This window comes from Streptomyces sp. NPDC002958, assembly GCF_055563255.1.
This window is the reverse complement of record NZ_JBVHDS010000009.1, coordinates 135,918-148,959: the sequence shown is the minus strand read 5'-3', so window position 1 is coordinate 148,959 and position 13,042 is coordinate 135,918. Positions and strand designations below refer to the sequence as shown.

The 13,042-nt window shown below is 70.2% G+C and carries 11 protein-coding genes; 5 read left to right on the top strand and 6 right to left on the bottom strand.

Annotated elements, in window-relative coordinates; genetic code table 11:
- Positions 1–39: 39 nt before the first annotated feature.
- Positions 40–354 carry an ATP-dependent Clp protease adapter ClpS gene (gene clpS / locus ACZ3IC_RS18285; RefSeq protein WP_467417381.1) on the bottom strand — a complete coding sequence of 105 codons (315 nt, stop codon included), beginning with the start codon at positions 352–354 and terminating at the stop codon, positions 40–42.
- Between the two features lie 78 nt (positions 355–432).
- Between clpS and ACZ3IC_RS18280 the strand changes: the two genes are divergently transcribed.
- Together ACZ3IC_RS18280 and ACZ3IC_RS18275 are read left to right on the top strand one after the other, a co-directional pair.
- Positions 433–1,761 carry a nicotinate phosphoribosyltransferase gene (locus ACZ3IC_RS18280; protein WP_467417379.1) on the top strand — a complete coding sequence of 443 codons (1,329 nt, stop codon included), beginning with the start codon at positions 433–435 and terminating at the stop codon, positions 1,759–1,761.
- Positions 1,762–1,988: 227 nt separating this feature from the next.
- Positions 1,989–2,573 (top strand): isochorismatase family protein, encoded by a 585-nt coding sequence (locus tag ACZ3IC_RS18275; protein WP_467417378.1) that lies wholly within the window; start codon positions 1,989–1,991, stop codon positions 2,571–2,573.
- Positions 2,574–2,642: 69 nt separating this feature from the next.
- Here ACZ3IC_RS18275 and ACZ3IC_RS18270 read toward each other — a convergent pair whose 3' ends face one another.
- Together ACZ3IC_RS18270 and ACZ3IC_RS18265 are read right to left on the bottom strand one after the other, a co-directional pair.
- Positions 2,643–2,987 carry a hypothetical protein gene (locus tag ACZ3IC_RS18270; RefSeq protein WP_467417377.1) on the bottom strand — a complete coding sequence of 115 codons (345 nt, stop codon included), beginning with the start codon at positions 2,985–2,987 and terminating at the stop codon, positions 2,643–2,645.
- Between the two features lie 124 nt (positions 2,988–3,111).
- Positions 3,112–5,511 carry an immune inhibitor A domain-containing protein gene (locus tag ACZ3IC_RS18265; protein ID WP_467417375.1) on the bottom strand — a complete coding sequence of 800 codons (2,400 nt, stop codon included), beginning with the start codon at positions 5,509–5,511 and terminating at the stop codon, positions 3,112–3,114.
- A 370-nt stretch (positions 5,512–5,881) separates the two neighbouring features.
- Between ACZ3IC_RS18265 and ACZ3IC_RS18260 the strand changes: the two genes are divergently transcribed.
- Entirely contained in the window at positions 5,882–6,247 is a 366-nt protein-coding gene (locus ACZ3IC_RS18260; RefSeq protein WP_467417374.1) for a hypothetical protein, read from the top strand.
- Positions 6,248–6,320: 73 nt separating this feature from the next.
- On the opposite strand, the gene ACZ3IC_RS18255 is transcribed toward ACZ3IC_RS18260, so the two are convergent.
- Together ACZ3IC_RS18255 and ACZ3IC_RS18250 are read right to left on the bottom strand one after the other, a co-directional pair.
- Positions 6,321–7,070: an RDD family protein gene (locus ACZ3IC_RS18255; RefSeq protein WP_467417373.1), complete on the bottom strand. Its 750-nt coding sequence runs from the start codon at positions 7,068–7,070 to the stop codon at positions 6,321–6,323.
- A 63-nt stretch (positions 7,071–7,133) separates the two neighbouring features.
- Positions 7,134–8,882 (bottom strand): RDD family protein, encoded by a 1,749-nt coding sequence (locus ACZ3IC_RS18250; RefSeq protein ID WP_467417371.1) that lies wholly within the window; start codon positions 8,880–8,882, stop codon positions 7,134–7,136.
- Positions 8,883–9,093: 211 nt separating this feature from the next.
- Between ACZ3IC_RS18250 and ACZ3IC_RS18245 the strand changes: the two genes are divergently transcribed.
- Complete coding sequence (locus ACZ3IC_RS18245; RefSeq protein WP_467417370.1) at positions 9,094–9,570, top strand: SsgA family sporulation/cell division regulator; 477 nt, start codon at positions 9,094–9,096, stop codon at positions 9,568–9,570.
- Positions 9,571–9,593: 23 nt separating this feature from the next.
- Here ACZ3IC_RS18245 and ACZ3IC_RS18240 read toward each other — a convergent pair whose 3' ends face one another.
- Positions 9,594–10,961: an FAD-binding oxidoreductase gene (locus tag ACZ3IC_RS18240; protein ID WP_467417369.1), complete on the bottom strand. Its 1,368-nt coding sequence runs from the start codon at positions 10,959–10,961 to the stop codon at positions 9,594–9,596.
- Positions 10,962–11,059: 98 nt separating this feature from the next.
- Here ACZ3IC_RS18240 and ACZ3IC_RS18235 point away from each other — a divergent pair, with 98 nt between their 5' ends.
- Positions 11,060–12,928: a tetratricopeptide repeat protein gene (locus tag ACZ3IC_RS18235; protein ID WP_467417368.1), complete on the top strand. Its 1,869-nt coding sequence runs from the start codon at positions 11,060–11,062 to the stop codon at positions 12,926–12,928.
- Positions 12,929–13,042 lie beyond the last annotated feature (114 nt).

The following is a 13,042-nucleotide window of genomic DNA, read 5'->3' as shown; positions in this document are numbered from 1 at the left end:
CTCCGATGGTGGGTCGGGCGGGGCAGAGGGAGGATCGGTCTAATTGCGGTCCTGTGTGAGGGTGGCCCACAGCCCGTAGCCGTGCATGGCCTGGACATCGCGCTCCATCTCCTCGCGACTGCCGCTGGAGACGACGGCACGGCCCTTCCGGTGGACGTCCAGCATCAGCTTGTGGGCCTTGTCCTTGGAGTAGCCGAAGTAGGCCTGGAAGACATAGGTCACATAGCTCATGAGGTTGACCGGGTCGTTGTGGACCAACGTCACCCAGGGGACGTCGGGCTCGGGGACGACGAGGCTCTCCTCGGCCGATTCGGGGCGCTCGATCTCTGTGGGGGCGACACTCACCCACCCCATGCTGCCACTCGGGAGGGGTCATCGCATAAACGACCCGAGATCTCGTCACTCTGACGACATAGGGGTAGCATCCGGAACATGAACTCAGCGGACCTCGGGCGACGGGTCGGCGTGCCGTCGACAGCGCTCTTCACCGACCAGTACGAGCTCACGATGGTGCAGGCCGCGCTGAAGGCCGGCACGGCCGACCGGCGCTCGGTCTTCGAGGCGTTCACCCGCCGGCTGCCGGAGGGGCGGCGCTACGGCGTCGTCGCGGGCATCGGACGGGTGCTGGACGCGGTGGAAAATTTCCACTTCGACGACGAGATGCTCTCCTTCCTGCGCGAGCACCACATCGTCGACGGGCCCACGCTCGCCTGGCTGGCCGACTACCGCTTCAGTGGTGACATCTGGGGCTACCCGGAGGGCGAGGTGTACTTCCCCGGCTCGCCGATCCTGCGGGTCGAGGGCTCCTTCGCCGAGTGCGTACTGCTGGAGACGGTGATCCTCTCCATCCTCAACCACGACTCGGCGATCGCCGCCGCGGCATCGCGGATGTCCGTCGCGGCGGGCGGGCGCGGGCTGATCGAGATGGGTGCGCGACGCACCCATGAACTGTCCGCGGTGGCTTCGGCGCGTGCCGCGTACATCGGCGGCTTCAACACCACCTCCGACCTGGCCGCGGGCTTCCGCTACAACATCCCGACCGTCGGGACGAGCGCCCACGCCTTCACGCTGCTCCACGACACCGAGCGCGACGCGTTCCGGGCCCAGGTCGACTCACTGGGCCGGGGCACGACGCTGCTGGTCGACACGTACGACGTCGCCGAGGCGGTCCGTACGGCGGTCGAGGTCGCCGGGACCGAGCTGGGTGCGGTACGGATCGACTCCGGGGACCTGCTGCTGGTCGCGCACCGGGTGCGGCAGCAGCTGGACGAGCTGGGCGCCACCGGCACGAAGATCGTGGTGACGTCGGATCTGGACGAGTACGCGATCGCGTCGCTGGCCGCGGCGCCGGTCGACGCGTACGGGGTGGGCACGCAGCTGGTGACCGGCAGCGGGCAGCCCACCTGCTCGATGGTCTACAAGCTGGTCGCCCGCGCACTATCCACCGACCCCGCGGAACCGCTGCGTCCGGTTGCCAAGAAGTCGCTCGGCGCGAAGACGTCCGTGGGCGGCCGCAAGTGGGCGGCACGCCGACTGGACAAGAACGGGGTGGCCGAGGCGGAGGTGATCGGCACCGGTCCCGTACCGGCGGAGCTGGCCGACCGGCAACTGCTGGCCGAGCTGGTCAGCGGCGGTGAGGTGATCGCCCGTGAGCCACTGGACGCGGCGCGGGAGCGACACGTAGCGGCGCGGGCGGGACTGCCGATGTCGGCGACGCAGCTGTCCCGCGGGGAGCCGGTGATCCCCACGGAATACGTGTGAGGGGGCCGGGGCGAGGGCGGGGACGCCCGATTGCCGCTCCGGCCTCGACCGCCGCTCCGGCCTCGATCGCCGGACCGGCCTCGACCGCCGGACCGGCCTCGATCGCCGGACCGGCCTCGATCCCGGACCGGCTTGACTACGCCCCCTCCCGGAGCCGCTCCCGAGTCTCTAGGCTCGAATACGCCCCCCCATGACCGCCGGCCGTCCCCCACCGAAGGACACCCGCCATGCACCGCGCCTTGATCGTCGTGGACGTTCAGAACGACTTCTGCGAGGGCGGCAGCCTCGCCGTGACGGGGGGCTCCCATGTCGCCGCCGCCATCACCGACCTGATCGGAGAGGCCCAGGCCGGGTACCGCCATGTGGTGGCCACCCGTGACCACCACGTCGACCCGGGCAGCCACTTCTCCGCGCAGCCGGACTTCGAGCACTCCTGGCCGGCGCACTGTGTCGCCGGTACGGAGGGGGTGGGCTTCCACCCGAATTTCGCCCCCGCGGTCGCCTCGGGGGCGATCGACGCGGTGTTCGACAAGGGTGCCTACGCCGCGGCGTACAGCGGCTTCGAGGGCCTCGACGAGAACGGTGTGGGGCTGGCCGACTGGCTGCGGGACCGCGGGGTCACCGAGGTCGACGTGGTCGGCATCGCGACCGACCACTGTGTGCGCGCGACGGCGCTGGACGCTGTCCGGGCGGGCTTCACGACGCACGTGCTGCTCGACCTGACCGCGGGGGTCGCCGAGGAGACCACGGAGCGGACGCTGGAGGAGCTCCGCAGGGCGGGCGTGAAGCTTTCCGGCAGGCCCGTGGTGTAGCCGGGAGGGAGTCCCCGTCCTCGGGGCTCCCACCCGCCGTGCACCGCCGCCGTGCACCGCCGCCGTGCCTCAGGCCGGACGGCGGACCGGTACGGCGGGTACCGCCGGGCGGAGCAGGGCCCGGATCGGGTGCCAGAGCTCCTGGGCCCGCTCCGGTCTTCCCCGCCAGAGCACCCCGTCCGGGTGGTGCAGCACTGCGGTGATCTCGTCCGGGGTGGGTGGTTCGGCGTTGCCGCGGAGGTAGACGGCACGCAGGCCCAGGTTACGCAGCCGGGTCAGCGCGCGGGCCCGGTTGGCCGCGTGCACCAGGACCCGGACCGGGGTGCCGGGAACCGTGCCGTCCGTCGGACCGATCAGGGTGATCGCCACGACCACACTGCCGTTCGGCAACTTGCTGAACCCTCCGCCTGCCATGGTCCGCGCTCCCCCGTGAGACATCGTGTCAATAAGGATCTGAACAAGACGCACCTAAACATGATCGGCCGCCGCCCGCTAGAGGGCGACGGCCGATCATGCTCTGACCTGCGGTGATACGGGGCTACTTCTGCGACGCCCCGACCTTGACGATCATCGACGAGCCGTCGCGCGGCTCGCTGACGATCGTGATCCGGGTGTTCGTGTCAGCGACCTGAACACTTCCGGTCCTGTTCTCCTTGTACCAGTAGGTTCCCTTGTGGTCGTCGAAGACCGGGATGCCGAGCTGCGACTTGATCTTCACCGGCACGTCGGCGTTGTGGAGCGTGAAGCCGTCGGTCCGGTACCGGCTGAACGGCGCGTCGAAGGGCTGGATCTTGTTGCGGATGACCGTGCCGTCCGCCCACTTCAGCGGCTTGGCGTGCGAGTCGATCGGCAGGATCAGGCCCTTGCCCGGGTGGGTCGAGACGTTGTTGTCCTTCTGGGAGGTGTCCCAGAGCCAGATGAGCAGACCGTTCTGGTACGGGTAGTGCTCGACCCAGTCCGGACGGGTCTTGGAGAAGCCGAAGTTGTACGGGCCGACCTTGAGGGTCTGGTCGTAGCTGACGTACTGGCGGTTCTCCGCGATGTAGAACTGCGGGTAGTCCTTGGTGAACGACTCGCCGACGCGGGAGAAGCCCTTGGCGGTCCAGCCGTTGTCGTCACCCTCGGCGTTGTCCGTGAAGAGCACGGCACCGTCGGCGTTGACCGAGATCGTGTCGGCCGCGAAGCCGACGCCGCCCGCGCCGCCGTCGGTGGTGTAACGGAAGCGGATGTCGATCTTCTTGCCCGCGTAGGCGTCCAGCGGGTAGGAGAGGGTCTGGTACTTGCCGGAGACATCGGTCAGGGCCGGCTTGTCACTGGCGTCGCGCGGGATCGCCTTGCCGTCGGCCGTGCCGTCGAGCGCGGTCCAGCTGGTGCCGCCGTTCTCCGACACCTCGGTGTAGAGGTAGTCGTAGTCCTTCTCGATGTCCCACCAGCCCGCGAGGTCCAGGGAGGCCTGGGACTTGCCGGTCAGGTCGACCGAACGGGACAGGGTGTTGTTCAGGTTGTCGCCCATGTCGCTCCACCACTGGTTGGAGCCCTCGGCGGGCTTCGTGACAGCGGTGGTGACGGGCTTGTCGGGCAGCGAGACGACGAGCGCCTGCTTGTCCTCGGTGTTGTACTCGGACACGCCCAGCTTGTGGATGGAGCTCGTCGCGGCCTTGGCCTCGCCGTAGTTGAGCCAGCCCAGCTGGAGCTTGTCCCAGGCGGTCATGTCGCCGGGCAGGTCACCGATCTGGTTCTTGCCGGTGCCGAGCCAGGAACCGGCCGACATCAGGGACCAGAAGCCGACCGAGTTCTCGGCGCGGCCGGTGGTGTCGTACAGGTCGGGCAGGCCCAGGTCGTGGCCGTACTCGTGGGCGAAGACGCCCAGGCCGCCGTTCTCGGGCTGCGCGGTGTAGTCACCGACCCAGACGCCGGTGTCACCGATCTCGGTACCGCCGGCCTTGTTGCCTTCCGGGCCGGTCGCACCGGCGTTGGTGCCGTACGCGTACCAGCGGTGCGCCCAGATGGCGTTCTCGCCCTCGACGCCGCCACCGGCCGACTCGTCCTCACCCGCGTGCACGACCTGGAAGTGGTCGATGTAGCCGTCGCGCTCGTTGAAGTTGCCGTCGTTGTCGTGGTCGTAGCGGTCCCACTGGTCGTACGTGGCCAGATCCGCCTTGATCTGCTCCGGCGTCCGGCCCTTGGCCTTCTGGTCGGCGGCCCAGGCGTTCACGCCGTCCCTGATCATGTCCCAGGAGTTGGCGCAGTTGCTGGAGCCGCAGTAGTTGGAACCGTAACGGGCCTCGTTGTACGGCACCTTGACCCAGTCGGAGACCTCGCCGTCGACCGAGTAGCGCCCGGAGGACGTCTTCTCGTAGTACGTCTTCAGCGAGTCCTTGCCGGCGCCCTCACCGAAGTAGAGGTCCTGGAAGTGCTCCTGGTTGTAGTCGGCCTGCCAGGCGGTGCTGTTGTCCTTCTTGGGGTCCGGCTTGGCTATCTGGTTGTGCGCCGGGCCGGGCGTGCCGCCGTACTTCGGAACGGCCGGCTCGGGGCCGTCGCCGTCCGGGTCGAACATGGTCGTGTTGTCGACCTGGTCACCGAACTCGACCAGGACCGTGAAGATCTTGTCTGTCTTCTCGCGGCCGAGCTCGACGTACTTCTCGTCGTCGAGCTTGACGACCTTGGAGCCGTTGCGCGTCGACACCTTCTTGTCGCCCGCCAGGACCTGCTCCAGCGCGGCCTGACGCTGCGCGGCCTGCTGCTCGCTGAAGGGGCCCTTGAGGTCATGCTCGACGCCCTTGCCCGAACCCGGGTCGCGGCGGTCGACTACAGACGTCTTCGCGGCCGATGTCCGGTCATCTGCCTGGGCAGTGGCAAAAGCTGACGCCGTGGCAGCGGTGGCGGCCATGGCCACGGCAACCGCTGCGGCGCGAAGCGCCCGTCTATTGGTGGTCACTTGATGCAGTCCTCCCCGGCGCCCGCGGCTGCGGCCTGGGGTGGTGTGGAGCGGCCGCGCGCGGATACGCGTCACAAGTGACGACATTCGACCGGAGTTGCGCGAGAAAAGACAGACCTTGACTTGAACAGGCCAAGTGCACTATGCAGGAGCACATTTCCGTTATCCGGACGTTCACCGTGCGGGCAACCGGCGCGTCACGTACTGCGTTTGGGGCACGGTATGACTCCGTGCGCCCCCCGTGCACCGGTACCGTGGGTTAGGTGGTGCTTACTACCGGTTTCTCTCGGGCATCCACCGTCATAGAGTCGCTTGACACGCGACCGTGTTGAGAGACTGCCCATCCGACGCCCCGAGGACGGATACCGCCATGCCGCGTATCACTGCTGCACAGCTCTCCTACGGTACGGTCACCGTCGTCTTCTCGACCCTCGCCATGCTGCTGCTGTCCCGTACGGGTTCGGGCTTCGGTATCGCCGTCATCGGGACCGCGGCGCTCGCGCTCGGCCTGCTGGTGGCCGTGACCGTACCCCACCCGTCCCCGGCGAAAACAGCGAAGTCGGCGAGGGGCGGAGCCGCAGTTCGAACGAACCAGGATGCGGTCTCCGCCGCCGTCGAGGCCGAGGGCCTCGCCCACGACGGGGTCCATGCCCCGATCCCGGCGGCGCGCACGGCCGAGCAGCGTGCCGCGGCGCGTGTGAACGAGCTCCTGGGCGAGCATTCCCTGCGGCACTGACGGACAACGGCCTCGGTCTCCGTACGGGTTCGAGAACCGAGCCTGTGCGGAGACCGAGGCCGTGAGCGGGGCCTCAGTTGGTCTGGACGACCACCGTCTTCGCCGCCTTGTCGTGGACGCCCTGCCGGTACGGCTTGTCCGTGAACATGAGCACGATGTTGATCAGCCACCACAGGCACGCACAGCACAGCAGCGCCGGCAGCCACAGCACCACGGCCCGCAGGAACGCCGCACCGGTATCCGGCACCCGGCCGTCGTTGAGCATCGCGACCCGCATCTTCAGCAGCCGCTTGCCGATGGTCCGGCCGTCCTTGTGCGCGAAGTACGTGTCGTACGCGACGTAGACCACGAGCCCGATCAGCGACCAGAGCAGTTGGTGTCCGCTGTACGTCTGGCTGAAGACATCGCTGAAGTCGGTGTTGTCAGCTTTGTTGTCCGTCATCTCGACCGCGCCGCCCCACGGCAACGAGATCAGGTACAGCGGGACCGAGATGATCAGGAAGTCGATCAGTCGGGCCAGAATCCGCTTGCCGGGATCGGCGAGCGGTGGCATACCGGCCAGCGGATCAGCGCCCCCGTACGGGATACCGCCGTAGGCACCGGGTTCGTACGGCGGCGGAGGCGGAGCGCTGTCGTAGGGCGAACCCGATGACGGTCCCTGCGGTCCCTGAGGCCCCTGAGGTCCCTGCGGCTCCTGAGGTCCCTGCGGCCCCTGCGGCCCCTGCGGCCCCTGCGATCCCTGCGGCTCCGTCGGCTCCTGCGGCTTCTTGAGGAACGGGTCGTCCTCGGGCGGCTGACCGGACGTCGGCTGATCGTTGCTCATGGGGGCAGTGCACCCCGGCCCATGGGCGCCCGCAACGGCTCAGGTGCGTTCGGGGGAACGGTCTCAGCCCGCGACGAAGGTGTGCGCCGCCTTGTCGTGCCAGCACTGGCGCCAGGGCCGGTCGAAGAGGCACCAGAGCACATTGGCCACCCCGACCACCAGGATGCCCAGCACGCTGTAGACCAGCCAGCGGCGCAGCGCGGCGCCGAAGGACGGGGCCCCGTGGGACTCGATGTCCCGCACTTCGAGTCCGCAGAGCTTCTTGCCGAGCGTACGGCCCCACTTCGCGGTCGGCAGCGCCTCCAGCAGGACGCCGAGCACGAGGAACGCGCCGAGCACCCCACCGAACAGGCCGGCCGTGGTGGAGTCCACCAGCCAGACGGTGACCGTCTCACCGGACAGCTTCGCCGCGCTGATCTTCTCGTCGATGTGGTCCATCGCCCGCGAAACGAGCGGGAAGCCGATCGCGCCGACGAGCGCGGCCAGCACCACCGTGTCGACGAGCCGAGCGGCGAACCGCTTGCCGAGACCGGCGGGCCTGGCCGATGCCTGGGCCTGCGCGAGCTGCTGGAAGTGGTCGTTGACCGGGGGCTTCCAGGGCACGACGGGCTGATCCGGCTGTCCACCCTGCGCACCGAGCTGTGGTTGAGGCTGCTGGGGCTGAAGCGGGAGGTGGGATTGGGGTTGGGGTTGGGGTTGGGGTTGCTGAGGCTGCGGCTGCGGCTGCGGGAGGGACGCCGGGGTGGGCTGGGCGAGCTGGTGGACCTGCTGCACCCAGGAGGCGTCACCGCCGCCGGGGCGCTGGGTGAGAGGGCTGTTGAGCTCGGCGGGGGCGGGGGCCGTAGCGGGATTCCGGGTGGCCGGGTTCTGGGCCGGGTTCTGCACGGGGGCAGGGGCGGGGGGCCGCGCGTCGGTTTCGGGAGTGATCGCGCGGATCGCCATCGTCCCGTCCGCAGGCGCCTGTTCCGCCGTCCGGGGAGCGGGCAGGCGGGCGCCCCGTCCCACGGCGCGCATCGTGACCGTACCGTCGGCGGGCGGTCCGCCCGCGTCAGCGCCGCCGGGGCGGCCCGGGCGGTCGACCCGGATCGCAACGGTGTTCTCGGGGGCCTGGCCGCTGCTGTCACGCAAGCCCGGCAGCGCACCGTCCGTCGGATCCGGAGAGGCTGGCCGGCGGGGGTCCGCAGGGGCACGGCCGGCGGGTTCCCGGACTGCGGGAGCAAGGTCGGCCGGAGCAAGGTCGGCCGACGCACGGTCGGCCGGCACACGGTTCGCGGGCACACGATCGACCGGGGCCCGGTCCGCAGGCGTACGCGAATCCCGGCCGGAATCCTGCCCCCGGCCGGAATCCTGACCCGGTCCGGCCCCCGCCCCGGACTCCGGACCCGACGGCCGGCCCGGATCGTCCTGGCGGCCCGGATCGCTCTGCCCGCCGGGCTGCCCGGTGCCGCCCCAGGAGACCCGGCGGTCGCGTTCGCCGCCGAAGCCGGTCTGCCGCGAGGCGTCGGCCTGCCAAACGGTGGCCGGTTCGGGGCGGTTGTCCGCGTACGACTCCTCGTCGAGGAAGACCGGGCCGGTCTCGTCCACCGGCGCATCGGCCGTCGTGGGAGCCGGGGCCGACTGCTGCGGCTGCGGTTCGGCCGACGGTCCGGGAGGCGCCGCGGGCATCGTCTCGCCCTGCTGAGGGGCGGGCCGACTCGTGCCGGGCACCCACGAAGCGCCGTTCCAGTACCGGACATATCCGGGAATGGACGGGTCGGGGTAGTACCCCTCGCGGGGGCTTTTGTCACCGGGTGCCGGGGTTGGGGCGCTCATCACCGTGGTCCCGTATCTCTTCGAGGCCTCAATACAACGGGTCCACATCTATCAGACGCCCGCGTACCCCTGGGCCGGTCCAGGAGTTTGGGCCACTTTCCGGTCACCCAAAAGTTTTTCCAGAAGTCGCGTAATAGGTGGCGGGGAGGGCGCTCTCTCCCTGTGCAGGCCGGTCGCGGAACCGGCCCACAGGTACCGAAAGGACGCACTCATGCACACCGTCGTGGAACGCGAGCTGGAGCTCAAGCTGGTCCTGTCGCCCGAGCACAGCATCCCCGTCCCTGCCCGGCTGACGTACCGCACAGAGGATCCGTACGCCGTGCACGTCGCCTTCCACATCGGCTCCGACTTCCCCGTCCACTGGACGTTCGCCCGCGATCTGCTGGTCGAGGGCGTGTTCCGGCCGTGCGGCCAGGGGGACGTGCGGATCTGGCCCACCAAGGTCGACCGGCGCGACGTCATTTTCGTGGCCCTGACTTCGCCCGACGGCGACGCGCTTCTGGAGTTGCCGTCCACCGCGGTGGCCACCTGGGTGGAGCGGACTCTGCGGCTGGTTCCGCCGGGTACGGAGACCGAGCAGCTCGGCATCGATGATGCTCTCGCCGAGCTGCTCGCGCCGCTGCCGGCCGACGATCTGTGGCTGAGCGACCCGTGGATGTCGGACGAGTGGCAGGACGGCGACGCGTGAGCGGGCGCGGCCCTGGCCGGCCGTCAGAACACCTTGCCCGGGTTGAGCAGCCCGAGCGGGTCGAACGCCTGCTTGATGCCCCGGTGCAATTCGACGCTCACCTCGCCGAGCTCGCGCGCGAGCCACTCCTTCTTCAGGACGCCGACGCCGTGCTCGCCGGTGATCGTGCCACCGAGTTCCAGGCCGAGCGCCATGATCTCGTCGAAGGACTCGCGGGCCCGCCGGGACTCGTCGGCGTCGGTGTGGTCGAAGCAGACGACGGGGTGGGTGTTGCCGTCGCCCGCGTGCGCGCAGACGCCGATGGTGAGGTCGTACTTCTCCGCGACGGCCGCGGTGCCCTCGAGCATCGCGCCGAGCTTCGAGCGCGGTACGCAGACATCGTCGATCATCGTGGCCGACTTGACCGTCTCCAGTGCGGTGAGCGACATCCGCCGGGCCTGGAGCAGCATGTCGGACTCGGCTGCGTCATCCGCGGGGACCACCTCGGTGGCGCCGGCCGCGGTGCACAGCTCGGCGACGGCGGCCAGGTCGGCCGACGGGTCCGGGGTGTCGAAGGCGGCGAGCAGAAGCGCCTCGGTGGTGTCGGGGAGGCCCATGTCGGCCATCCTGTTGACGGCATGGACCGTCGTACGGTCCATCAGTTCGAGGAGTGACGGAGTGTGACCGCGTTCCATGATCCGGCAGATCGCATCGCAGGCAGTGGCCGCGCTCGGGAACTCGGCGGCCAGGACCAGCTGCTGCGGCGGTTGGGGCTTCAGCGCGAGCACGGCCTTGACGACGATGCCGAGGCTGCCCTCCGAGCCGACGAAGAGCCGGGTGAGGTCGTATCCGGCGACGCCCTTCGCGGTACGGCGGCCGGTGGTGAGCAGCCGCCCGTCGGCGAGGACGACCTCCAGGCCGAGTACGTATTCGGCGGTGACCCCGTACTTCACGCAGCACAGCCCGCCGGACGCGGTGCCGATGTTGCCGCCGATGGTGCACATCTCCCAGCTGGAGGGGTCCGGCGGGTAATAGAGACCGTGCTCGTTGACCGCCCGGGACAGCACCGCGTTGATGACGCCCGGCTCGACGACCGCGATCCGGTCGACCGGGTTGATCTCCAGGATCCGGTCCATCTTCACCAGCGACAGCACGATGCAGTCGTCGGAGGCGTTGGCCGCGCCCGACAGACCGGTACGGGCTCCCTGCGGGACGACCGGGACGCGCAGGGCCGTGGCGGTGCGCATGACGTGCTGAACCTGCTCGACCGTGCGCGGGAGCACGACGACGGCCGGCGTGCCCGCGTCGCAGAAGCTCGCCATGTCGTGGGCGTAGGAGGCGATGACGTCCGGATCGGTGATCAGGGCCTCGACCGGCAACCCCGCACGCAGTTGTTCGAGAAGACCAATCATGATCCAAGCGTGGCACCCGGGGCCCATTGGTGTGAACCCGTCTGCCGCAGCCTTCGCAAGACGCGGTGTGCTCTTCGTACTGACGCAGAGTGATCGGCATGGATGTCATGCCGCAGCAGCCCCCGGAGTCCGTCGATTCGACGAAGCCTCCCCCTGTTTCTCCCCCTGGCCCTTCCCTTGAGCCCGCAGGAACCGACCCCGAACCCATGGACCCGGCGCCCATGGACCCGGCGTCGTCGGCCGAGCTGCCACCCCTCTCGCTGCGTACGACGCTGCGCAGAGCGGCCATGGGTGTGGTGGCGGGCGCGGTGCTGGTGACGGGTGCCATGGTGGCCGTGCCGGAGGACGAGAAGAAGTCCGCGCCGCCGCCCTCTCCGGGTCCCGTTTCGCGTGCTCTGAAGGCGTCGGACATGGGCTATCCCGCCTCGCTCTCCGATCTGACGGCGCTGATCGGGGACCGGCAGCGGTGGGTGGGCACGCATCCGTCCGACGCGCGGTCGTGGGCGTTGCTCGGTAAGGCCTTTGTGGAGTGGGGGCAGCGTTCTGCGGACGCGGCGTACTTCGGCCGGGCCGAGCAGGCGCTGAAGCGCTCGCTGGACGTCGAGCCGGGTGAGAACGGGAACACAGCGGCCTGGGTGGCACTCGCGGCGCTCGCCAATGCCCGGCAGGACTTCGCCACGGCGAAGAAGTGGGGCGAGACGGTACGGGCGCGACAGCCGAAGCAGTGGACGGTGTACCCGGTCCTGATCGACGCGTACAACGGGCTCGGCGAGTACAAGGCCTCAGGCACGGCGGTGGAGAAGTTCACGGCCCTTCGCCCCGGCGCCTCGGCGCTCATGCGCACGGCGCAGATGTACCGGGATCGCGGCTGGCGCGGGGACGCGCTGGCCAACGCGCAGGACGCGGCGGATCTGGCCGTCACACCGGCGCAGAAGGCGGAATGCCTGTACCTGCTGGGCGAACTGGCCTGGGAGCGGGGCGAGCCCGAGGAGGCGGTGAAGCAGTACGGCGCGGCGCTGCGGGCCGACCGCGCCCACCATCCGTCGCTCGCGGGCCGGGCCAGGGCGCTGGTGGCGCTCGGCCGTACGGACGAGGCGGAGCGCGATTACCAGGCGGCGCTGGCCGACCTCCCGCGCCCCGAGTACATGCTGGAGCTCGGCGAGTTGTACGAGTCGCTGGGCCGGGACGACGATGCCCAGGGCCAGTACACGCGGCTGCGCGAGACCCTCTCGGGTGACGGCGGCCAGGGCGTGGACAACGCGCTCCTGCGCGGCCGTTTCGAGGCCGCTCACGGGGATCCGGCGGCGGCGGTGGAGGTGCTGAAGGCGGAGTGGGCCCGGCAGCACCGCAGCGCGGCGGTGGCGGACGCGCTGGGCTGGGCGCTGCACCTGTCCGACGACTCGTCCTCCGCGCTGGAGTACGCGGAGCGGGCGGTCGACACGGGTGGGCAGAACGCCTTGTACAGCTCCCACCTGGGCGCGATCCAGAAGGCCTTGGGGGACTACGGTCCGGCGCGCCGCAATCTGGAGCAAGCCCTGCGCACCAATGCGCACTTCTCACCGCTGGAAGGCCCGGCCGCCCGGAAGGCCCTGGACTCCCTGGGAAGCCCTCCGGCAAGCGGCCCACAGGGCATGCGGGCCGCCCCGGCACCCAAGCGCGCGGCGGCACCCGAGCGCGCCCCTGCGCCCGGCCGGGCAGCGGCAGCAGGGCCCGCGGCAGCACCCGAGCGCCCGATGGGACCAGGGCCCGCGGCGGCACCCGAGCGCCCGACGGCGGCAGGGCCCGCGGCGGCACCCCACCGGGCAGCGACTCCCAAGCCCGCGGCAGAGGCCCAGCCGGATACATCCGAGTCCGCGAAGCCGCAGCCTGCCGCACCGGCCCCGCAGCAGCAGGCGCCCGCCGAGGCCCCGGCCCCGGAATCGGCCCCGGCCCCGGCCCCGGCCCCGCAGGCGTCGGGCCGCCGCTGACGGGGGTCGCGGTTCTTCGCCTCACTCTTGGGTCGGTTCAGTCGCCGGACGGGTCCGCGGTGTGCGGGCCGTCCGGCGATTTCCATGGCCGCCCGGAACCGTCTGCCCGAAATC